This window comes from Hymenobacter duratus, from assembly GCF_014698995.1.
GTDB lineage: Bacteria > Bacteroidota > Bacteroidia > Cytophagales > Hymenobacteraceae > Hymenobacter > Hymenobacter duratus.
The window spans coordinates 1,208,778-1,232,725 of the sequence record NZ_JACWZZ010000001.1; the positions used below are offsets into that span (position 1 = coordinate 1,208,778).

Consider the following 23,948-nt stretch of genomic DNA (forward strand, 5'->3'; position numbering starts at 1 on the left):
GCTTCCGGTTTTTTACTAATACCCCATGCGCTTTCCTACCATACGTATTGAAGGCTCTATTCTATCGGCCGATATCCTGGATAAGCTGGAGCAGGCTGAGCCGGCCGGCCAGCGGCCCACTGATTTTGGCCTGCCCGCTACTGTCAAAGTCAAAGACGAGATAGTCCGGGCCTGGACCGACCTGCAGGACCTATGGCGGGTGTACAAGCGCCAGATGGATAACGTGCCCGCCGACAAGTCGGGCGTGACGGAAACCCGCCGCTATTGGATAGTGCCGCTACTGGGGCTGCTGGGCTACAACGCCGAGCTGGTGCGCGAAGCCCCTCGCCTCGACGACAAAACCTACCCCATCAGCCACGCCGATACGTCGCGCGGTAATCTGCCCATCCACGTGATGGGCTTCCACGACTCTCTCGACAGCAAGCGCGAAACCGGCGGCCCCCGCCTCTCGCCCCACGCCCTGGTGCAGGAGTACCTCAACCTCACCGAGCACCTCTACGGCCTCGTTACCAACGGTCTGCGCCTGCGCCTGCTGCGCGACAGCAGCCGCCTGGTGCGCCTCAGCTTTGTGGAGTTCGACCTGGAGCGCATGTTCGAGGAAGACCACTTCGCCGACTTTGCCGTCCTCTACCGCCTGCTCCACGCAACTCGCCTGCCCAAGGCTGAAGGGGAGGGGCCGGCCTCTCTCATTGAGCAGTACCACCAGGATGCCCTGGAGTCCGGCTCCCGTATTCGCGAGGGGCTCAGCGCGGCCGTCAAAAACTGCCTGCTGCTCTTCGGTAACGGCTTCGTGCAGCACCCCGACAACGAGGAGCTGCGCGCCCAGCTGGCCAGCGGCCACCTCACCGCCAAGCAGTACCACCACGCCCTGCTGCGCTTGGTATACCGCCTGCTGTTCCTGCTCGTGACCGAGGAGCGCGACCTGCTGTTTCCACTCGCCGCCAACCCCGCCCACCGTGAGGTATACCGCAACTACTACAGCCTCACCCGCCTGCGCCAGCTCTGCGAGAAAGACTATCTGCTCCAGGACGACCGGTTCTCCGACCTCTGGCAGGGCCTCTGCAACACCTTCCGCCTGTTCGAGAGCGAGCAGCAGGGCCGCGCCCTCAGCATCGCCCCGCTGGCCGGTGAGCTATTCGGCTCCCGCGCCCTCAGCTTTGCTACGCCCACGCCCGTAGCCCTCACCACCTGTCAGCTCCCCAACAAGGTGTTGCTGGAGTGTCTGCGCAGCCTTACGGTGTTCTACCACGCCCAGTCCCGCCAGCTCATTCGTGTCAACTACGGTGCCCTCGACGTGGAAGAGTTTGGCTCGGTGTACGAAGGCCTGCTGGAGTTCGACGCCGTGGTGATGCAACTCAGCACCGGCTGGCAGTACCGCCTCGAGGAAGGCACTGGCCGCTCGGCCAGCGGCTCGCACTATACCCCCGAGGCCCTGGTGCAGCCCCTCATCCGCCATTCCCTCGAGCACGTCATCACCGACAAGCTCACCCAAGCCAAAGCCGCCGTGTTGGCCCAGGCCGGCATCACGCCTTCCGCCGGGCTGCCCTCAACTCAGGAGCGGGCGCATAGCGAAGCCATCCGGGCGGCGCAGGCCACGGCCCTGCTCAGCATCCGCGTCTGCGACGTGGCCTGCGGTAGCGGCCACATGCTGCTCTCGGCAGCCCGCCGTCTGGCTGTGGAATTAGCCCGCGTGCGCACCCAGGAAGACCAGCCCAGCCCCGCCGCCCTGCGGCAGGCCCAGCGTGAGGTCATCGGTCAGTGCATCTATGGCGTCGACTACAACCCCCTGGCCGTGGAGCTGTGCAAGGTGGCCCTCTGGCTGGAAGCCCATAACCCCGGCGAGCCGCTCAACTTCCTTGACCACCACATCCGCTGTGGCAATGCCATTGTAGGCCTGGCCCGCGCCGAAGACCTCGACCGGGGCATTGCCACCGAGGCCTTCAAAACCCTGCCCGGCGACGAAAAAACGACGGCCGCCGCCTTCCGCAAGCGTAACAAGCAGGAGCGCGACATCCCCAATCAGGCCACCCTGTTCCACGAGGCCGTGGATGCTGAGTTGGGCACCCTGGGCCAGGACTTCGAGCAGCTCCGTCAAATGCCCGACCATACGCCTGCCGAGGTAGAAGCCAAACGCAAGGCCTACCGCAAGCTGGCTAAAGGTCCCGCCCGCTACCGCTTGCAGCAGCTCGCCGATTTGCAGGTCGCGCCCTTTTTCATCCCCAAAACGCCCGCTACCAAAGACCACGTCCTCACCGATGCCGCCTACCGTCGCCACCTCACCGGCAAGCACGCCATTCAGGACATTGCCGCTACCTACGCCACGACCACGGCGGTAGAGAAGCGGTTTTTCCACTGGTTTCTGGAGTTTCCGGATGTGATGGAGGCCAATGGTGGGTTTGATTGCATTATCGGAAATCCGCCTTTTTTAGGTGGTCAGCGCCTCAGCGGCACCTACGGCGAGGATTTCCTGAATTGGGTGAAAGCTGCATATGCTCCCGCTGGTAGTGTGGACCTAGTTACTTACTTCTTTCGCCGCATTTTTCATCTACTCCGCCCGAGTGGTTTCATGAATCTGATTTCCACTAACACTATTGCTCAGGGTGGAGCACGGGAGGGTGGCTTGGATGTCATACTAGCTGGAGGTGGCCGAATCAATTTTGCTGTGCGGTCTATGAAGTGGCCTGGCTTAGCAGCAGTGGAGGTGGCTTTGGTCGGTATTCAGAAACATCCTTTTTTCAAAATGCCTTTTGAACTAGATGGAAAGGCTGTTTCCCAAATTGATTCCTATTTAGATGGATCAGATGGTGGGAATAAAAAACCAAATCCATTATTACAGAATACTAATAAGAGCTTCCAAGGTTCTATTGTACTAGGTAGCGGATTTGTATTGACGCCAGAGGAAGCTAAGGCACTTATAGAGAGCGAGCCGCGTAACGTTGAAATAATACAACCATATCTAAATGGCGAGGACTTAAACAATCGGCCTGATCAAAGCCCGAGTCGTTGGGTTATTAACTTTAAAAACTGGCCATTAAGACGCTATTCTAAAAAAGAATGGGATGATTTGGATAGCTCAGTGCGTAAACGCATTGAAGAAAGAGTGATTGAAGGCAGTAACGAGGCTATTGCTCCTCCTGGCTATGATTTAGAGGTTGCAGCAGACTTTCCAGACGTTTTGAAAATCATAGAAGAGAGGGTTAAACCAGATAGAGAAAAGCAAAATGATCTGGGTGGTAAGAAATTCTGGTGGAATTATCTTCGCCCAAGAGGTGAGTTATATAACAAGGTTCGAAGTTTAGATAAAACCATAGCTGTTGCGCTAACAAGTAAAACACTCGCTTTTGTATTCGAGCCATCTGATATAGTTTTCTCTCATGCAACAGGTGTTATCGCAACTGATAGTTCAGCTGACTTTGCTATAATACAATCAGTCTTTCATGAAATGTGGACGCGGCAGTATGCATCGTCTATGAAAGGTGACTTGCGTTATACACCTTCCGATTGCTACCAAACTTTCCCATTTCCTCAGGGGTGTTCCCAGAACAACTTATTAGTTATCGAAAGTGCCGGTTCAGTGTATCATGAATATCGAAGCCAGTTAATGTTAAACCTCAATCTGGGGCTAACTAGAGCGTACAACCTTTTACATACCCCAAACCTCAAGCACGAGGATATAGCAAAGGCAGCCAAAATTCCTCTAGCGGATAGTAACAGGTTAGAAGATTTGCAGCAGCAAATTCTACGCCTGCGGGAGCTGCACAAGCAAATGGATGAAGCCGTGGCCGCTGCCTACGGCTGGGATGATCTGGCCCTGGAGCATGGTTTCCATGAGATGGACTACTTGCCCGAAAACGACCGGGTGCGCTATACCATTTCGCCTGCTGCCCGCCGTGAGGTGCTGCGCCGCCTGCTTCAACTCAACCACGAAATCCACGCCCGCGAGGTGGCCGAGCAGGAAGCGTTGGCCACTGCTAACAAAAAGCCCAAAGTCCGCAAGCCTCGCACCAGCGCCCCCAAGTTGGAGCTGTAAATTCGTATTAAAAAACCTAAAGAGTGCTATATGCTTCCCAAGTCAACTCCCTCTATTGTACCAGTATATCCCTCACTTAAACCACTCCATCTTCTTGACAAGACTGTCGCCTTCGGCCTCCGCTCTGCCTATCAGGCTATGAACGGCTGGCTGCGTGGCCGGCCTTTGGAGGAGGTTGCCTTGATGAACCGTATTCTGGAAAAGCTATTGCACAAAGAATGCACCTCGTGGCCCGAACCATTCAAATTTCCTTATAAGACAAAGCGGGAAATTTTCATGCTTCACCGGCGTGGTTTGAACAAAGCTCGTGTAAGAAATAAGGATGCGTACGGATCCGATTTTGCTGTAACTGTGAACGTGTTTGGCGTAAATCCTAAGACGAAAAAAATCCAGAGAAAATCATCATTTTCAAAGACAGCACTATTTCAGCTGAAGGCTGGGAATACCGATAAAATTAGCTTGAATTTAGCTCAGCTAACTGACAGTCAACTTCTTTTTAAAGACCGTAGCTTCGTATTATATGCCAATGAAGCTACCGGCGAATACCGTGTAAAGGCTGTTGAGCCTTTACTGGTAGGTTTTGTAGGTGATAGTAAAAGTTTTGATACTTCTGAACGTGAATGGCTGACGCTATCTGAGTGGTTGGTTCTATGGCTCACTTGTCAGCAGGGGATACCCAGTACTGATTGGGGCAGAAGGGTCACTGCCAAGCAGCTTGCGTTCTTCTATTTAGAATCAGGGGCTGACGAAGTTAGACGTGAAGACAAGGGGCGATTATTGTCCTTCGTTCGAGATGGTAGAATCTATAACGAGCAATATTATCGGCGGCCCATTGGTGATGACCAGAGCCTAAATGAAAATGGAATTGATGATGGATTTTACAGCAACCAGCCTTCAATTAGCTTGGAGCTTAATGGCCCTGTAGCTTGGCTTAATATCAGTATCTACGTGACTATCCCAGAAGAGCCTAAAGGCTAATACATCACCATTTCGTTTCTGCTCAGTGAACTATCACCATTACGACTACTCAAACCCCACCAGCCAGCGCATCCTGCAGGAGTTTGAGCACCGACACGCTTCCGTATTCGAGCAGGCCAAAACGCGCTGGAACGTGCGTACCCGCGAGTTTTTGCGCGAAATCATCCGCGTCCGTCTGCTCGACAGCGGCCCCGAGCTCTACGGGGGCAAAGCGGCACCCATTCCCGTTGCCATCTCACTCCGTCCCGACAACAACGGCCAGTTCCTGCGCCTGGTCGATGCCTACTACCCCCGCCTCGATTTCCTGGAGTTTATTCGCATGCGGGCCTTCCTCGATGCCGCCGCCCCCGTGCAGCCCGATTTTCAGCACCCTGAGGCCCCCACGGAGGCTTTCGCCGCTACGCTGGACTATGCCCGGCAGGTTGCCGGCCGCTTCCAGCTCGAGGAAGTGATCAGCACCCTGTTCACGCAGATGTTCCAGGAGGGCAACGACGTGTTCGGCAGCTACCTCCTGCGCGACTCCCGCATCGAGCTCTACTACGTGCCCCTGCTGGTATTCGCCACCCTCCGCCAGATCGACCCCGCCGCGCTCTACGCCGTGGTACTGGCCCACGAGCTGGCCCACGCCTACACCCACGTCGGCCGCGACATCGACGGCCGCTATTGGCAAGGCTTCGCCCATGCCGACCTCTACGTGGCCGAAGGCCTAGCGCAGTACTACACCGAGCGGTTTGTGCAGCACTATCCCGAGCTGGAACCGGCCTACCGCACCCTGCTAGCCGCCCAAAGCGGCCCCTACCTGGCCCACCTCGCCTGGCACCCCCGCTACGACCACGAAACCGTGCGCCGCACCCTCATCGAAACCCGTCGTCATCCGCAGCCTTTGTCCCTGCCCGAGTTCGAGGCACACTTAGTCCGTACTCAGCGCGGCAGCACCGTGCCAGTTGCCCAAACCATCTAATCCTCTCACTTCATCCTATGATACCAACCTCTACTTTACCAGACCTGCTCAATGACTTTAGAACGCATCCTTCCGTCACAGCAACTCTGTTAGGCGCTGGGTCTATCAGTAGCTATGTCGCGAACATCCGAAGATCATTTGCCCAAATACCTGATGCTGCTTTGGCAGTAGCCAGTAATGCAGAAAGCTTTGTAACGGATATCCAGGCACTGGCTTCTGCCGAGCTGACCAGCGACCAAAAAGCGGCCTTACGTCGCTTCCATAGCACTCTTACACTACCTCTCACCATCGTAAGCGGCAACGCTGCTGCTATTTCGCCTTCCCCCACCATGCCCAAAACTATCGAGCTACACGGCCGCCCCATCTACAAAGTATCCATGGGCAAATTCAACGGCACCAACAAAGGCAGGCTGTTTCTGGCTGAACTTCGGAAACGGGGGTGGCTGACTGTCAACGAATACTGCCCCGACGGCCAGGGCGAGCTGTTCAAATCCGGCCTCCAAATCGGCGACTACGTGTACGCCTGCGCCGGCTCTCAGCAGCTATGGGGTATCTACCGTATCAGCGGCGACTGGCAGTACTTCCCCGACGACATCAGCGGCATGGTCGATGATCTGGAAGACTGGGGCTACCGCTCGGCTGAGCTGGTGGCCTCACCGATCAAGGAAAACACCGCCAACCTGACCGATCTGGCAAGCTGGTGGGCCCCTAGTGGTTACCGCACCGTAGCGCCAGTCACCGACCTGGCTCTGGCCAACGAGAAACTATTCCAGCCCTACTTTAACCTCAAAGTCGTGTCGTATTCCTCGCAGCAGGAATGGGAGAAAGCGGAGGCAGCGTTTCAGAAACGATTCCCAAATCCTAATATCATCCTCTACGGTCCCCCCGGCACTGGCAAAACCCACTCCACTCTGGAGCTGGCCTACGAAATCCTGACCGGCCAGCGGCCTACTTCCTACGAAGCCGCTCAACAGCTGTTCCGCCAGGAGCTAGGTCAGCGTCTGGAGTTCGTTACCTTCCATCAAAGCTTCACCTACGAGGATTTCGTGCAGGGTTTCCGCCCCGAGGTGCTGAACGGCAACATGGTATTCCAGAAAACCGACGGCGTATTCTACCGCATTGCCAAGCGTGCCCGTGATGAATACCAGCGCCAGACGGCCACCCCCGATGCGCCCGTTGCCGTGGGCTTCGAGGAAGTATTCAACCAGCTCATGGACCCGCTGGTAGAGCGCGACGAGGAAATAGTGCTACCAATGAAAGCCGCCGGCTACCAGTTTTCCATTGTCGATTTCGGTGATGGATACATCACCTTCAAACGGGGCAAGGACGGGCACTTGGTAAACGTGCAGAACAGCACCCTCAAAAGCCTCTACGAAGGCACCCTGGTACAGCCTAACCCCAGCGGCAACCAGATCTACCACCAGGCCATCGTCAAGCGCCTCCACGAATTGTCGGAGCAGACGGATACTGCTCCGGTAGAAACCATGCCCGAGCCGCCCCGCAACTATGTGCTCATCATCGACGAAATCAACCGGGCCAACATTGCCAAGGTTTTCGGTGAGCTCATCACCTTGCTTGAAAAGGACAAGCGTCTGGGTGGCAGCAACACCCTGCCCGTAACCCTACCCTCCGGCGAAACCAATTTCACTGTGCCGGTCAACCTCTACGTCATCGGCACCATGAACACCGCCGACCGTAGCCTGGCCCTGCTCGATATTGCCCTGCGCCGCCGGTTTGAGTTTCGCCCCCTGTATCCGCTCGACAAGATCAACAACGAGCCTATTCCGCACGCCGCCGTGCTCAAAGCCCTCAACGAGCGGATCCGTCACCACAAGTCCCGCGACTTTCAGATCGGCCACGCCTACTTCCTCAATCCTCAGGAAACGCTGCCCGCCATCTTCAACGGCAAGGTAATCCCGCTCCTGTACGAGTACTTCCTCAACGACGAGGCCAAAGTCCAGACCCTGCTCACGGAGGCCAATATCCCGTGCTACCTGGATGAAACCGTCGGTCTGCGCTACGGCACCGCTTCCTAGGCCCGCCGCGCATGGATCATTACCTGTACGAATACCGCAACCGCTTGCCCATTGCTAGTCTGCCAGATGGTCTGGAGGAGTACCTCCAGACCATCTGGGACGAACGGCCCCGTAGTGCCTGGTTTTTTGGGACGGATGGCTCCCAGAAGACCCGGCAGCGCTACCTGAACTTTCAGTACGAGGCCAATGGGCAGGGCGTAGTAAGTGCCCGCAATTACGTGGGCCTCATCCAGTACCAGGGGCACCGGATTCACCTGCTACCCAAAGTATTCTACCAAGGGCACGCGCAGCCGCCCGCCGGCAGTCTGGAAGCTATTCATGCCCACTTGTATTGGTGGCTAAGCTACTCCGAGCGGCTGCAGTTCCCCCGTTCCCTGGCCAGCTTTTCCCAGGCGCCCACCGATTGGCTGGAGCTGCTCATCCTGCTGTTTGCCCAGTACACCCACGAGCTGCTCAACCGTACTCAATATCAATATTATCAGGAAGTAGAGGAGGAGCTGTCTACCCTGCGCGGCCGCCTCAACTTCCCCGACTATGTGCGCAACCGGGCCGTTGGCCGCCAGCAGGTGCTGCCCTGCACCTTCGATTCCTTCCAACCCGACAACCGCTTCAACCGCATCCTCAAGGATGTAGCTGGCCGCCTCCGTCAATTCACACGTCATGCTCTAAGCCAGCGCCTACTAGAAGAAATACGCTTTCAACTCGCTGATGTAGCCGACCAACGCGCCTGCCTCGCCGACTGTGACTTGGTACACCTGCCACCCTTGTTCGCCGACTTCAATGTGGTCCTAGCCTATTGCCGTCTGTTTCTAGCCAACCATAGCCCCCTTGCCAGCACCGAAACCAACCAATCTGTCTTCGCCCTACTGCTGCCCACTGAGAAGATTTTCGAGGAGTTCATTCAAGGCTTTCTGAAGCAACACCTCACCGCTGATTTTTACATCAGACCCCAGGCCAGCGACCTGTATCTGGCCCAGGCCACGCCTCTGGGAGCTACCACGCCCCAAAAATATTTCCAGCTCCGCCACGATCTGTTGTTGTTGCCAAAGACTACTGGGACATCGGTTCCCAAATCGATAGTGGTGGATACCAAGTATAAAACGCTGCCCACTACCGATGGCATCATCACCCCCGGCAGTATTGCCCAAGCCGACATGTACCAACTGGTGAGTTACGCGCTACGACGCGGCACACCCCATACTCATCTTTTTTATCCTGATTCCCTGAAGCAACAAGCCACTGAGTACTCTGCCAATCGGTTGGATTATACTGTAGCAGATCAGTTGAGTGGGACCGAATCAGTGATTACAATCTCTGCTCACCGCCTCCCCATCATATTAGCAAAAGCATTTGCTAACCCTGCTGCGGCATCAGCTGAGTTTAACAATGCGTTGCCTGCCCATGAGACAGCTCTTATTTATCGAATACAGAATATATTAGTATCATGATGCTATGCTCTATTTTTAGCTCTAATTAAAAATAGGCCACATTGATCTTATATCGACTAGCGGTTTAAGGAGGTTAAAATAAGGATTCGAGTTGCTACTGGAGCTTCAAATCACTTGGAAGCAAGCTCGATCCTGGTCGCAAAGCAACTCGCCCTTTGGCAAAATATTTTATAAACCACTAGTCGGTATAAGATTTAGTTTTTCAACGAAAAACGGCAAATCTCACAACAAGCCCGATATGGAATTCCACGACTTCATAATATGAATTTTAAGTGATATAAACGATTGTTAATGAGTGCTAAAGACAAATATTATATAATTTGAATGTTACATACTCATAGGGTTTGTTTGCCAAATTCTATACTTTGCTTATCTATCTTCCATGAGTTGTCCTATTTCTAGCTGATTTTAGAGTTCTATAAGTTATGCCTCAGCTACAGGCGGGATATTTTATCGAGGAGCTACTTCCGGTTCTTGCCGCAGCTATTGATTCGCCCGCTTCTCACGAGCATATCAGGGCCCTGCTGCGCAATCTGAGCTATTTCGAGCTGGAAAGCAGTATTCCTCTGAATGGTCCCGGCGACGAGCCCGATTCCCTACTGGCGGTAGCCAGTAACCTGGTCAGCCGTGGTTTGCCTACCCGCCCCCCCCTTACGCTGGCGCAGCAGGTGTTGAGTTACGCTTGGCCGGAGCCGGTGGAGCGTACCACCGATACTCAGGGCAACTTGCGCTTCGTCCTTAATGCCAATAACAAGGATGTAGTTACCCTGCTGTGGCGGGCCCTGCACCTTATTGAACCCCGCATCCAGCCTACGGCGTCCACGTTGCACGAACTAGCGAGCTGGGAAAGTCATGGGAGTGACTTGGAACGCCGCTTTTTTACCCAGATCCTTCGCCAGGAGTTTGGCCCTGCACTGTGGCAGGTGCTGGCCCCGCAAACCTCGTTGCGCTCCATTTTGGAGTTTGCTCCTGAGGAAGCGGAGCAGGTGCATAAAACACTGCATGTAAATCCCAATGAATTCGCAGAGCAGGATGTTGATTTCACACTTGCCCTGCCATATCCCTGGTTCCGCACGCCGCTGAGCCCACCGGTTCACGGTGTCGTGGTCGAAATCGACGGCCGCCAGCACCTCGAGCCCAGCCAACGCCAGAAAGATGCTCGCCGCGACTGGGCCACCGAACAAGCTCACTGGATTACGGCTCGCCTGCCCTCGGCCGAGTTCAACACCCCACAGAAAGCGTTACGGCCACTGCATGATGTAGTCGAACACCACGAATACTTTCAGCACTTGGTGGCTAGCTATGAGCAGCCCCTATACGCTTCCGTTGCGGGGCTTCAGGCTCAGCAGCTCTTGCTGACTCCCCTAGCCGTGGCGCGGGTGCAGCGCACCCTGCTGGAATGTATTAGCAATGGGGTACTACCCCTGCATAAATCAGCCTGGCACTTAGTCATCGTCGAGCACGATGTTCCCTGTGGCCACTTGGCCGTGGAAGCTCTGCAGGAGTTAATGTTGGAGCTTTTTGAGTTGGAAGGGCGCGAACGGCATTTGCCGGAAATTCACTTGCAGGTATTTGCTTCAGCCGAGTACTTGCAGGCAGCGCTGCATACGGCCCCCGGCCACGCGGTGCAGCCGCTCAGCACGGCCAGTCTCACGGCTACGGCCGATGTAGTACTGGATGTAGCCATGCTGCAACGCCCCGGATTCACACCTTCCTCACGGCATTTGCCGGGCCAAGCCTACATCAGTATCCGTTCCGCTTACGCACCTCGCACTACCCGCCGGTTCCAGACGGCCGCCCTGATAGCGTATCCGCCCATCGTGCAGGAGTACGACCGGGAAGATGAATATGAGTATCCCGTGCTACCTGGCCGGAAGGAGCCGTTGCTCTACTTTCTGCAGAATGTTTTCCGCAAAGTCGATTTTCGTGACGGGCAGCTTCCTATCCTCAATCGGGGCCTGCAAGGGCGTAGCGTATTAGGTCTGCTACCCACCGGTGGCGGCAAGTCCCTTACTTACCAGCTGGCTGCTCTCCTCCAGCCGGGTGTGGCCTTGGTGGTCGACCCCATTAAGTCCCTTATGCAGGACCAGTACGAAGGGCTGCAGAAAAACTGGATTGATGCCACCAGCTACGTAAACTCCTCTATTCGTACGGCAACGCAGCGCGAGTTGCGCCTGCGCCGGTTGAGCAGGGGCGAATTGCTGTTCTTCTTCATCTCGCCTGAGCGTATGATGATTCAGAGCTTCCGGCAACAGCTCCAGCGCATGCGTAGCCCCGAGCAAGCCGCCACCCGCGTAGGCTTCAATTACTGCGTCATCGACGAGGCGCATTGCGTGTCGGAATGGGGCCACGATTTCCGTACTCAGTACTTACGCCTCGGCGACAATGCCCGTGCCTACTGTCACACCTTCAACGGCAAGCCTGTACCGCTGTATGGCCTTACAGCCACCGCATCCTTCGATGTGCTGGCTGATGTGGAGCGGGAACTGCGTCTTGACCCCGATGACGTAGTACGCACCCGTACCACCGAACGCAAGGAGCTCAGCTACCGCATCATCGACGTAAAAACCAACGAGTCACACCGTCAGGAAAAAGACCCTCTGGGCGCGGCTAAGCATCAGGAACTTCGCCACTTGCTACAAAATTTGCCGTACTCCCTGGAGGAGCGCATTGCCACTGCTGAGGAAGACCGCTTTATACCCCGCAGTTTCCAATCCGACTCTTTTTACCAGGAAGATGAAGGGCGCTATCCTCATGCCGGACTGATTTTTTGCCCCTACAAATCCGAGCGGCACGCGGCGGGGGTGCGCAGCATCCATACCATGCTCCAAAATGTAGATACGCTACCGCTACGGGTAGGGTACTTCATGGGCAGCGACCAGAACGATACCGATAAAGACAGCGCGCAAAATGAGATGGAGCGCATGCAGACGCGCTTTGTCAGCGACCAGCTCAACCTATTGGTAGCTACTAAGGCCTTTGGGATGGGTATTGACAAGCCCAATGTCCGCTTCACTATTCACTACAATTTTCCGGGCTCCATTGAGAGCTTCGTGCAGGAAGCTGGCCGTGCTGGCCGCGACCAGGCCTACGCGCTGAATTACGTGCTGTTCCATGAGGCAGACCGCCGTATTCAGGAGCAGTTTCACCAAAACAGCTTCAAAGGCCGCAAAAAGGAAGCCTTGGTCATGCACGAGTTGCTGAGCCGGGTCACTTTTCCGGCCTTGCAGCAGTGCGCCGAGTTGGCTGAATTCCTGCAGGAAACCTTCTCACTACCTGTAACCGTCAGTCTCTTCCCTCGTCCTGGGCAAGGAGAACCTCGTTTTCTCTACGTCAACCAAAGCTTCGGCGTCGGCTATGGCCGAGTCGATTTTAGCAACCCCAAAGTGCCGGTTGCCTCCCTAACGAACAAGCACGAAAGTATATCCGCTGAGCAGGCGCAGGCTTTGCTCGACTGGCTAGTGCAATACCTCCTCGAAGAAACACCTGATGAGGCGCTGGCTTCTCAGGCTACGCTGGCGGAGTGGCTGGCAACCCGCACCAGTGCCTCCTCCACGCCTGGCATTGTACCGAAGTTAAGCCAGGTGGCCATAGGCGAACGGCCTAACCCACTCACTATTGGTTTTGTCAATGGATCCTACAGCGAAATGGCGGAAATAGCCGCTTCCTACGGCTGCAAGCTGACCGAACCCTTGCTCAAACAAGCTGCCGCATACACAACCACCGACCAGGACTTTCTGAATAACCTCCGCCAGCAGCTGACACCGGAACCGCCTAAAGAAGTATTCGATGCCCTACGCCGGAATTATCCTCGCATCCGCGAAGAGCAGGATACCTACAAAGCAGTTCACCGCCTCTGCCTGCTGGGCGTAGTCGAGGACTATACCATCGACTACGGGGCACGTACGCTCACATTATTACTGGCTCCTAAGCCTGATACAGACCAGCACTATCTCGACCGGCTAGAGGATTATTTCCGGCGTTATACCACAGCTACCAATGCTTGGAATATGCGTGCAGAGGCCGCCCAGCGTGAGAAAGGCGAAACCTTATTGGAGAAGTGCCTGGGTCAGATTCTGGATTTTACTTACTCTGAAATTGCCAAAAAGCGCGAACGGGCTATTCTGGAGATGGAAAATGCCTGTCGCAACGGCTTGAAGGGAGAGGACCTGAGCGAATTCTTCAACCTCTATTTCAACTCCAAATACGCCCGCCCTCATTTGCTGCCCGAAGACACCAAGCAGGGCACTCATTTCGACCAGGAAATCCTGTGGAAATATCTAAAGTACATGGCTGAGCCGCCTGATGGACTGGGCAAGGAGAAAGATAACATCAAGCACCTCCGGGGGGGTTGCGCCCGGTTGCTACAGGCTGCTCCCAACAACGGAGCACTGTTGCTGCTCGATGGTTTTGCCATGTTGTTTTTGGAGAGACACAAGCCCCCGAAGAAAGTCGATCCGCGGCTTGAGGAAGATGGCCGCCGCAAAATCCGGGACGGCTTGGTGGCCTTCTACGAGCAGACCCAGCTCACCGAAACCGAGCTGAACGAACTTGCCCGGCGTTACGCTGCTGAAATCAGCCACTACGAGCCTTCTCTCGGGCCTTATGTGCTCGACCATATAGTTGAGTCCATTCTGGTTGACATCAACAGCAAGTGGCTGCTAAGCTTTAATAAACGCTTCGATACCCGCACGACACTGGCCTAGTCCAGTACCCCATAGCATATGGTAGAACAACCTACTTCCACTCTTGATGTCCTGAAGCGTGAGCTGGGACGGCTCAAGAACTTTACTGACGAAATCGGCCGCGCCAAAGATAGCGCTTCCCAATCCCGTGATGCGGCAGATGCCGCAATCCGGGCTGCCGAAGCTGTACACGGGCAGCAGAAAGCTTTGCTGGCCGACCTGCAACGGGAACATAAGAAAAGTATCGACGGCCAGAGTGAGCTGCTCCGCCAGAATTCCAAACAGTGGGCTGAGGCTTTGGATAAGCAGCTACAATTAGCGCTGCGGGAATATGGCAAGCAAACTAACGAGCTGGAAAAGGCCATCGAAACGCTGCGCAAAAATGGTCAGAGCCAAGGCGACGTACTTACTGGACTCAGTGACCGGCTCCAGGTGATTACGGCCAGCCTGACCTCCTTCCGGGATGCTATGAATGCCGCTCGTTTTTCCGACCGGCTGGAATCCATCGACGCCCAGCAACAGAAGATTCACCATTCCACGGAGCAGAAGCAAACTACTACGCTGGAGCGGCTCACGATCTTAGATCAGATGCTGGTCCAGCAGCAGCAACAGCACACGCAGCGGCATGACCACCTTCAGGAGTCGGTCACAGGCTTGCAGCAGCAAGTTACTTCTCTTACTACCCGCTCTACCATTTTGCAGGCCATAGCGCTGTTAGGTATAGCCGCTTCAATTGCCATTGCCCTCCTTAAGTAATATTCTCACCCTCCACTTACCTCTATTGCATGGAAAATTTTACGCCTTCAATTTCTGTCAGTTCACAAGTAACACACAGCCTTCTGGCACGCCTGCTGGCCCTCGCTTATGTTGACCAGGAAGTGGACCTGCGTGAAGTAGAACTGATCTACGGCATCGCGCTGGAGCGCGGCGTTTCCAAGGAAACACTGGAATCTATCATGCTGCGTCCTCACTCCGTCAGTACTATCCTGCCTAGCACGCCGCACGAGCGGGTATCCCATCTTTATGACTTGGCCCGCTTGATTTTGGCCGACGGAATTATCAAAGAGGAAGAGCGTGCCATGCTCCGCCGCAGTGTGTTACTGTATGAGTTTACCGAAGAAAACGCCGACGGTATCGTCGATTTTCTCCTGGAGCAAGCTCAGGCAGGTGTCGCGCCGGCCCAAGTGATTCAAGTGGTTCAGGAATCTATCTAATCGAAATTGCACCCGCATTCATTATGGCTTTACCCAAACCTGGCCTCTTCACTTTGAAGCCAACCACCGGACCTATTGTCACTGCCGAAAGCTCTGCGTCGGAGCCACTTGGCCGTGATGCATCTTTTGCCGACCGGGTACTCAAAAAACTCGGCTTGGTAAGCTCCGCCGCCGATAACCTGGAGTCGGAGAACTACGCTGACCCGGATTCGGTCCGCATTCAGCGAACTATGCGCCAGGCTGGCTTTCGCGCAGCCGGCCAGCACAACGGTACCACCCATGGCCTAGAAGTAAACCTGACGCGCATCTTAGCCAACCTGCACGAGCAGTTTGACCAAAACGACCGCCAGCAGGAAACCCAGCGCAAGCAAAAACAAGGCGAAATCAATGCCGTCAGCACTGAAATAGAATACCGCCAGGATGAGCGTGCCACGTTGGATGCAAAGCTGGACGGTACCAAGCAGAAAATAACAGACATCAAACACGAGATTCATCTGCTCCGCACTTCACCTGAGGATATGCGCTTGCAGGAGCCTTCCCGGCTGGCTCTGTGGATTAGCGGAATCATCCTGGCACTGCTGACAATCTATCTATTCGTCTTTTACAGTTCCGCCATTTACTCAGCCGTTTTTAAAAGCTTCAAAGTAGATGACAACGTCGTCACTCAAGCCATTTTCGATGCTCAGGCAGTAGCTAAGGCATATAAAGAGGGATTTTTCGAGTTGCTGATGATTATAACACTGCCCTCTGCTTTCTTAGGCTTAGGGTATATCCTCCATCACCTGCAGAAGAACACACAAAAGGGGAAAGCCTTGAAAATGGCTGCTATTGTGAGCATCACGTTTATTTTCGACTTCATCCTAGCCTACGGTATTTCCAAGAAAATTTACGATTTGCAGAAGCTGGCATCCTTCAAGGATATTCCCGATTATACCCTCGGAAAAGCCATTATGGATGTAGATTTCTGGACCATTATCTTCGCTGGTTTTGTCGTATACATTATCTGGGGATTACTCTTCGATTTCTTTATGGAGGCGCACCGTCTTACCAATAAAGTAGGCGCGGCAATTACCGAGCGGCAAAACCAGATTCAGGAAAAGGAAACGGAGTGCTCTGCCTTGGAAGAACAGATTGGCAAGGTGAAGGAAACCATCAAGAATTTGATTGGCCAGCGGCACCAGTTGGAAGCCCAGCTTACGGGCGTCATCATCCCGGCCCGTGAGTGGGCAAACTATCTCATGGAGTTTTGCGACGGCTGGCTGTCCTGGATGACAGGAGCCGATATGTCGCACTACAAGCAGAACCAGTGTAAGACTACACTAGATCAATTCATTGAGCGCCACTTGGGTCAAAATACGGTATTGTCCTACCGTTCTTCCGAAATTGATGGACTGGGCATGCAAGGCCAGTCCACTAATTAATATCCTTACTCCTCTTCACGAATGCGCTTTTCAAAAATTTTAACCCTCAGCTTCCTAGCTGCTCTAACCGGCTTAATTTCTTGTAATCCTGATACTGTAGTTACTGACGGCGGCGGCGGTGGTGACTCGGCTTCTAATACCTCAACGAAAAGAACTAACCTGACCATACTACTGGATCTGTCTAACCGCATCAACGCGCGCTTTGGGCAGGATACCCAGCAAAACCGTGACGTAGCTGTTGTTAAAGCTGCCTCCACTTGGTTTAAGGCCAACATGGAGAAGCAGGGGGCCCTCAAAGCCAAAGATCGTTACGCCATTTACTTTGAGCCTCAGCCCCAGATGGACGCGAACCTCGACCAGGTAGCCCGGTCGCTACAGGTAGATCTGGGGAAGCCCGAGATGGACCCCAAAGCCAAAAAGGAGGTGTACAATAACTTGGTAGCTCAAACAACAGCTGGCGTAGAGCGCCTGTACGAATTCGTGAAACAGCAGCCGCAGGACGGTGCCGACCTATGGGGTTTTGCCAAGGAGAAGATGGCTGCCCGTTGCATTATGGATACCACCAAGTACCGCAACGTCCTCATCGTTGTAACCGACGGCTATTTGGACCACGTGCGTAACAGGAGTATACGGGATGGCAATAAAGCAGCCTTTTTCAATGACACCTACATCCAGGATGAGCTCGTGAAAAAGGGGCAGTTCACAGCTGCAAACTGGTCTGCTAAGTATGAGGCTGGCAAATACGGCCTGCTGGTGCCTCCGGGCACCAATCTAAAAGGCCTTGATGTGTTGGTACTAGAGATTAATACATATAGCCGTCCACCTTTCTACGCCGACATCGTGAAGCGCTATGTTACGGATTGGTTCAAGGCCATGGGAGCTAGTCGGGTAGAGGTAAGGGCTACTGATGTACCAACCTACACGGAGGAAAATGTAAAAGCGTTTCTGCAGCAGTAATAAACCAATTATCCTGTGCGTGAGGTGTTCTAATCACCCTATTGATAGATCTCAAAGGGGTTAAAGGCTTAGGCTGAAAAGAATACTCGACAGCGCGAAAAAAGCTAATACTTGGTGCTCAGCTATACCGGGCTGGCCTTAAGCTGAATGTATTAGGCTGTGTCTGAAAAGTGATGCTGCAAAATACGGCGGCTACAGGCCAGCGAGGCCATGCTGAGGAAATGGGTGTCGTGTTTCTCATAGCGCGTGGCCACGCGGCGATGTTCTTTGGGCGAGCCAAAGAAGCGTTCTACCACATTGCGCCGCGCATAGCGAGCGGGCTCGATTCGTAGTGGCCGTCCTCGCCGCCGACAGCGACGACCTGCGGCTGGTCGCCGACGTGGAATGACGGCCCGAATGCGACGACGGCGCAGTCAGTGGCGAATGTGGGCCGCGTCATAGCCACGGTCGGCCAGGAGTTGACGTGGGCGTCGACGTACGCGCACCTGTTCACAAAGCGGTTCAAACTGGGGACCATCAGGCCGCTGGCCGGCCGACAGATGCAGGGCCAGCGGCATACCCGCTCCATCACAGACCACATGCAGCTTGCTGGTCAGCCCGCCGCGGCTGCGCCCGAGGCACTGGGCTTTTTTTTCGTGCCGCCCGCCGCCCTTTTGGTGGCCCGCACCGTGGTCGAATCCACCAGCCACGTGTCCAGGTCCAACAAGCCGGCCGCATCCAGGCGCAGGCGTAAGTGGTGCAGCACCCGCTCGAAGGTACCATCAGCGGCCCACCGGCGAAATCGTTCGTACGCCGTCTGCCAGGGGCCGTAGCGGACGGGTAAATCCCGCCAGGGCGCTCCGGTACATAGGACCCAGAGTAAGGCATTCCATTGCTGGCGGTCATCGCGCCGGGGACGCCCCAGACGTTGTGGGGGGGGGTAATTCGCCTTCTACCGCGGCCCATTGGGCATCCGTCAACTTATACCGTGCTGCCATACCCTAAGATACGTAACACCCCTTTTCAGACACAGCCTAGGTAACAGGACCGGCGCGGCAATGACGTTATGCCTCTGGGGCGGGGATGACCATGACGAACCGCAATTTAGACTACTACACATGTAGGGGTGCTGCGCCCTGTAACCTATTACAGCTCAATGCTACGACGCAGCCAGCGTCGTAGCATTGAGCTGTAATTCTATAGGCTCTACCCGTCAAGGGCCACCCATACCAATAATATGGGCATTTTAATGCCTTGCGAAGGCAATGGGCCATGTGGTAAGGATAACTAGAGCTATACGTATCTAGAGAGGATATATCCGCCGTATTTTAATACCATCCTCCAAACCCGGCTAGTCTTTTGGCAGATGACTTAAAAAATGACGCAAGTTGTCTGTGTCGTCTTTATTGCTTGTGTAAACCAATGTGTAAACCAAAAACAAATCAGCCACCCAGACTTGCATCTAAGTGGCTGATAATGAATGAGCGAGAAACGAGGTTCGAACTCGCGACCCTCAGCTTGGGAAGCTGATGCTCTACCAACTGAGCTACTCTCGCTGATGAAGGTTGGTGAACAAAAGTACGTGGTGGAAATCAATTTGCAATATTGGTTCGTATCACGTAGCGGAACGGGCTGGCTTCTTAGCCTGACATACGTGTCGTTACGAACTGGCGTATGACGGATGCTAGGTGTCTTGATGCTCAGGTTCCTGCTTGACCACTATGCACGATGCCTGCTGCATCCCAGAGAAGGTATTTTATGGCTCCGTTACCCCCCGTTACCCGCCGGATTGTGGGTATGATGAACGTACTGGCTGGCTTTATGCTGCTGACGGCGCTGGCCCTGCGGATGGGCGTGACCTATGTTGCGTATCAGCAGGCAGGAATGGCCGCGCTGTACAACCAGCAGTTCTTTATCAGTCTGCTGTTGCTGGCGGGTGGCATGTTTTTGCTGCGCTATGGCTGGCGGATGCTACGGCGCAAAAACAATGTCATCGATTAGATAGGGGCAGCACTTGGCGGCGCGGGCAGGGTAGCAGATACGGCAGCAGCCCGTGTACCTTTGTTGCTCCTCCTGATTTCTGCCTATGTCTTCGCCGCTTACTATCACTCTGGCCAAACGAACTGCCGATGTTGCGGCGCAACTGGCTGCCATTGGCCGTCAGACTTTTCTGGAAACCTTTGCCGCTGAGAATCAGCCCGCCGATATGGCGGCGTATCTGGAGGCGAATTTCAGCCCTGAAAAGCAGCTGGCGGAGCTGCAGGATGCCGATACGGTGTTTCTGCTGGCCCGCATGAACCAACAGCTGGTGGGCTATGCCAAGCTACGCCTGCACTCCCGGCTGGGCAGCCACCCTGACAAAGTCTCGGAGGAGCGGCTGGAAATTGAGCGGCTTTATGTGCAGGAAGACTGGATTGGCACTGGTTTGGGGGCTACCATGATGCGCCGGGCGCTGGAGGAAGGCCGGCAAAGCCACTGCCGGGCCGTAGTGCTGGGTGTGTGGGAGAAAAACGTGCGCGCCCTGGAATTCTACCGGCGTTTCGGCTTCAAAGTCATTGGAGAGCATAAGTTTGTGCTGGGAACCGACGTGCAGAATGACCTGATACTGCGCAAGGGACTCTAGGCTGACCGGACAACAGCCCCGCTGCCTGCCTTCCCGAGTACCTTGCTGTACCTTTGCTTGTTCGCCATTCTGCCGCCCGCGTGATTTTAGCCCGATCTGCCTTGTTTTCGCTCCGCACCCAGCCGCGTGCCTGGCAGTTGCTGCTGCCGGTATTGGCCGGCGGGTTATGGGGGTGCCTGCCCGATTCGGGGCAGAAGGCCGCAGTGGCGCTGCCAACTGGGCACTACGAGGGAACCGTGGCCTACCAGGGTACCGAGCTGGTGGCAACCCTGGACCTGCGCGAAGTAAGCCCGGGCCAGCTGGAAGCCGATGTGCGTTTTCCGCAAAATGAAGGGCTGAGCTTTCCGGCCGCAAACCTGAGCTATACCGAGCCGCAGCTGCTGCTGAATAGCCCGGCCGGCGGAAGCAGTATTTCCGCCATCCGGGAAGGAGACTTTCTGCGGGGCGTATTCGCGCTGGACAGCATTAAGGCCGATTTCGTGTGGGTGCGCCGTGGCAAAGCGCTGCCTCGGGCGTACCAGACCAAGCAGCAGCCGGCCGCCCGGGGCTTGCCCTCCCTGACGCTGCTCATTCCGCAGGATACCTTGGCCAGCCATCCGGCTGTGGCGTTGTTCGCGGGGCCGGCTGCGGAGCCTGCCGCCAGATTGCGGGCTGCCCAACTGGCCGGCCAGGGCATTGTCGCAACCGTGGTTGTGCTGCCGCCGGCGCCGCAGCCCGCCGATTCAGCCCTGCTGCAGTCGGCAGTGCAGGTGTTGCAGGCGCTCCGCCGCGAGCCGGCCGTAGATACGTTGCGGATAGGAATGTGGGCGCATGGAACGGCGACGGTGGTTCCGGCAGCGGTGCTGGCGCGGCCCAAGGCGGCGTTTGTGGTGCTGGAAAATGTGCCGGTTTCTTCCATGGAAGACGCCCGGCCCTTCCAGCTGCTCAGCCGCCAGAAAATACCGGTGCTGGGTCTGTATGCCGCCGCTGATACGTCGCTGAATGCGAAGGACAGTGCCCGCCGGCTGCGCAACGCGGCCCGAGGACAGCATGGCACGCAGGTCCGGCTTTTCCCCGGGGCTGATGCGCGCTTCCTGCTGCCTGGCCAGAGCAATGCCGATGGTAAATGGACTTGGCCGTCAGCGGCTCCTGGCTACCTGCCGGCTATTGCCGACTGGCTGAAGTAGTTCCGGTTGCTGGAGTACCGCTGGCACGGAGGCACTAGAATCAGATCTGCCTTTACAATACCAGAAGCCCTTTTTCGCGCAGCAGCAGCCACGCCGCCGACTCCAGAAACCGCTCGAACGAGTGGCCGGCCGGGAAGCTGCGAGCCGCATCCTTGAGCAGCACCTTAGTGTCGTAGTCGGCTGCCAGGCCCGTGAGCAGGGTGTGTAGCCAAGGGCCAAGAGCTGTGTGTACGGACACTTCAAAATCCTCAGCCTGCTCGTAGAAAGTCAGGACGGCGCGCGGGCCTTTCTTGCCGTTTTCCTTCCGCAACTCCGGCGCGTTGCCGAGCCAGAACAGGCGCTGGTTCTGCTTTGCGAAATCGGGCTTGCCGGGCTCCTGCAACGCCTGCTGAACGAGTTGGCGCGGCACGGTCGGCTTGGGCACCCGGAAATCAAACCAGAAGCTGAGCGGCTCGTGCAGGGCCACGCCGTGCAGGTAGTTGTAGAGAGCCTTGGCCAGCCCGGCCCCAAATTGCTCGTGGTTGGCGCCGGTAGGGTCGTCGTGCCACAGGTCGTTCCAGGCGAACGGGCCAGGCTCGGGGCCCACTGCCGCTACCTGATACTTCGCCGGGTTTTTACCAACAGGTGAGTGGGCCGTCATCGAGAAGCGGTGCCAGTAGCCGCTTTGCACGATACCAGCCGCGAATAGCTGCCGCACCACTTCCAAGCTGTCCACCGTTTCTTGGGCAGTTTCGGTCGGGAAACCATACATCAGGTAGGCATGCACCATGATGCCGGCCTGTGTGAAACCATCCGTCACGCGGGCTACCTGTGCAATCGTGACGCCCTTTTCCATCAGGGCCAGAAGCCGGTCGGAAGCTACTTCCAGCCCGCCGCTCACCGCAATACAGCCCGATGCGGCCAGCAGGCGGCACAGGTCGGGCGAGAAGGTTTTCTCGAAGCGGATGTTGCCCCACCATGTGATGCTCACGCGCCGTTTCAGCAGCTCAATGGCCAAGTCACGCAGGGCTAGGGGCGGCGCGGCCTCATCTACAAAGTGAAAGCCGGTCTGGCCGGTCTGGGCAATGATTTGCTCAATCCGGTCAACGAGCAAGGCTGAAGGCGCAGTTTCGTAGCGCGAAATGTAATCCAGCGTGACGTCGCAGAACGAGCAGCGTTTCCAGTAGCAGCCGTGCGCCACCGTCAGCTTGTTCCAGCGGCCGTCGCTCCAGAGCCGGTGCATCGGGTTCAGCACCTCAATCACCGATAGGTATTCGCTCAACGGCAAGTCGGAGTAGTCCGGCGTGCCTACTTCGGGGTGCGGAATGTCGGGGAAGGGCTGGTTGATGTACTCGACTTCGCCGGCCGCATTGCGCAGAAAGGTGCGCTGGAAGGGGAAGGGTAATGGCTCTGAAACGTTCGTCCGCTCTCTGGAGCCGTCAGGCTGAGCTTGCCGAAGCATCTCTACCGCTTCGCCCACCACGATTGAGTTAGTCAGAGCTAGAGAGGCTTCGGCAAGCTCAGCCTGACGATATACTGACTCCGCCTGCCGTTCTTTTTTCTCCTCCAAATACTTCAGCAGCCGCAGCCAGGGGCCTTCGCCGTCGTCGAGCGTCAGGAAGTCGATATAGTTGAAGAAGCGGGGCTCCCGAATCTGGCGCAACTCGGTATTGGGGTAGCCGCCGCCCATGAGCGTGTAGGTGTTCGGGCTGAGCTGCTTGATGCGGCCGGCCAGCCGCAGGGCCCCGTAGAGGTTACCCGGGAAAGGCACCGTGAAGCCAGCCACATCCGGCTGCACGCGGTCCATCAGCTCGTCCAGCAGCTCCTGTAGCATGCGGTCCAGTAGATTGGGCGGCGCCTGCAACGCCTCGTGCAGCGCATCAAACGTAGTAGCCGACATAGCCAGCTTCTCGGCGTAGCGCGAGAAGCCGAACTGTGGCCCCACCGTTTCCTTAATCAGGTCGCCGAGGTCTTCGAGGTAGAGCGTGGCGAGGTGGCGGGCTTGGTCGGTGAGGCCCATCGTGCCGAAAGCGGCTTCCAGATCGGCAATATTGTCGAAGCGGCTGGCTTCGGGCAGGAAGCGGCTGTGGCAAATACGCGGGGCCAGCGTATTATCCTTGTTCTGCAGAAAGCGCACAACAGGTCCAATGGTGCTCAGGTAGCTGTTTTTGAGCCGCAGCATCCGGCGGGCATTGTCGCTCAACACAAAAGGACCGGCTTCGATTTCCTCGAAAACCCGAGTCAGACCTGCTTTGGAAAACAGCTTCAGCACCAGCTCCAGTCCCAGATCCGCCTGCGCAACCTGATAGCCGCGCCCGCTCAGAAAGCCCTTGATATAGGCCGTAGCCGGGTACGGCGTATTGAGCTGCGTGAGCGGCGGCGTAATGAGCAGGATGCGAAGCGGAGACGTAGACACGGGAGCAACAACCGCAACACTGCGGTAAAGGTGCCGCAAAGGTACAGCAGGGCCG

Annotated in this window: 14 protein-coding genes, 1 tRNA gene and 1 pseudogene; 13 read left to right on the plus strand and 3 right to left on the minus strand. The window is 55.9% G+C overall.

Going from position 1 to position 23,948, the window contains the following annotated elements; genetic code table 11:
- The first annotated feature begins 25 nt into the window (after window positions 1–25).
- From IC231_RS04920 to IC231_RS04965, 10 genes are all read left to right on the plus strand, one after another.
- Window positions 26–4,030 carry an Eco57I restriction-modification methylase domain-containing protein gene (locus tag IC231_RS04920; RefSeq protein WP_190783458.1) on the plus strand — a complete coding sequence of 1,335 codons (4,005 nt, stop codon included), beginning with the start codon at window positions 26–28 and terminating at the stop codon, window positions 4,028–4,030.
- Between the two features lie 138 nt (window positions 4,031–4,168).
- A complete protein-coding gene (locus IC231_RS04925) occupies window positions 4,169–5,008 on the plus strand; it encodes a hypothetical protein (protein WP_190783459.1) in 840 nt (279 codons plus the stop codon).
- A 25-nt stretch (window positions 5,009–5,033) separates the two neighbouring features.
- A complete protein-coding gene (locus IC231_RS04930) occupies window positions 5,034–5,969 on the plus strand; it encodes a hypothetical protein (protein WP_190783460.1) in 936 nt (311 codons plus the stop codon).
- A gap of 161 nt (window positions 5,970–6,130) precedes the next feature.
- Entirely contained in the window at window positions 6,131–8,005 is a 1,875-nt protein-coding gene (locus tag IC231_RS04935; RefSeq protein WP_190783461.1) for an McrB family protein, read from the plus strand.
- An 11-nt stretch (window positions 8,006–8,016) separates the two neighbouring features.
- On the plus strand, window positions 8,017–9,453 hold the full coding sequence (locus IC231_RS04940) for an McrC family protein (protein ID WP_190783462.1): 1,437 nt from the start codon (window positions 8,017–8,019) through the stop codon (window positions 9,451–9,453).
- Window positions 9,454–9,878: 425 nt separating this feature from the next.
- On the plus strand, window positions 9,879–14,159 hold the full coding sequence (locus IC231_RS04945) for a DEAD/DEAH box helicase (RefSeq protein WP_190783463.1): 4,281 nt from the start codon (window positions 9,879–9,881) through the stop codon (window positions 14,157–14,159).
- A gap of 18 nt (window positions 14,160–14,177) precedes the next feature.
- Window positions 14,178–14,894 (plus strand): hypothetical protein, encoded by a 717-nt coding sequence (locus IC231_RS04950; protein WP_190783464.1) that lies wholly within the window; start codon window positions 14,178–14,180, stop codon window positions 14,892–14,894.
- 29 nt (window positions 14,895–14,923) lie between these two features.
- A complete protein-coding gene (locus IC231_RS04955; RefSeq protein ID WP_190783465.1) occupies window positions 14,924–15,352 on the plus strand; it encodes a hypothetical protein in 429 nt (142 codons plus the stop codon).
- A gap of 23 nt (window positions 15,353–15,375) precedes the next feature.
- On the plus strand, window positions 15,376–16,773 hold the full coding sequence (locus IC231_RS04960) for a hypothetical protein (RefSeq protein WP_190783466.1): 1,398 nt from the start codon (window positions 15,376–15,378) through the stop codon (window positions 16,771–16,773).
- A 21-nt stretch (window positions 16,774–16,794) separates the two neighbouring features.
- Window positions 16,795–17,730, plus strand: a complete 936-nt coding sequence (locus IC231_RS04965) for a hypothetical protein (RefSeq protein ID WP_190783467.1) — start codon at window positions 16,795–16,797, stop codon at window positions 17,728–17,730.
- 152 nt (window positions 17,731–17,882) lie between these two features.
- Here the strand turns inward: IC231_RS04965 and IC231_RS04970 are convergent.
- A pseudogene (locus IC231_RS04970) lies at window positions 17,883–18,707 on the minus strand (IS5 family transposase).
- Window positions 18,708–19,192: 485 nt separating this feature from the next.
- Window positions 19,193–19,265 (minus strand) — tRNA-Gly (locus IC231_RS04975).
- Between the two features lie 202 nt (window positions 19,266–19,467).
- On the opposite strand from IC231_RS04975, the gene IC231_RS04980 reads away from it, so the two are divergent.
- The 3 genes from IC231_RS04980 to IC231_RS04990 all read left to right on the plus strand — a co-directional run bounded on the left by IC231_RS04980 (window position 19,468) and on the right by IC231_RS04990 (window position 21,498).
- Window positions 19,468–19,710 (plus strand): hypothetical protein, encoded by a 243-nt coding sequence (locus IC231_RS04980; protein ID WP_190783468.1) that lies wholly within the window; start codon window positions 19,468–19,470, stop codon window positions 19,708–19,710.
- An 85-nt stretch (window positions 19,711–19,795) separates the two neighbouring features.
- Complete coding sequence (locus IC231_RS04985; protein WP_190783469.1) at window positions 19,796–20,332, plus strand: GNAT family N-acetyltransferase; 537 nt, start codon at window positions 19,796–19,798, stop codon at window positions 20,330–20,332.
- Window positions 20,333–20,412: 80 nt separating this feature from the next.
- A complete protein-coding gene (locus tag IC231_RS04990) occupies window positions 20,413–21,498 on the plus strand; it encodes a dienelactone hydrolase family protein (protein ID WP_190783470.1) in 1,086 nt (361 codons plus the stop codon).
- Between the two features lie 52 nt (window positions 21,499–21,550).
- Here IC231_RS04990 and IC231_RS04995 read toward each other — a convergent pair whose 3' ends face one another.
- Complete coding sequence (locus tag IC231_RS04995; protein ID WP_211538861.1) at window positions 21,551–23,893, minus strand: B12-binding domain-containing radical SAM protein; 2,343 nt, start codon at window positions 23,891–23,893, stop codon at window positions 21,551–21,553.
- Between the last annotated feature and the right edge of the window lie 55 nt (window positions 23,894–23,948).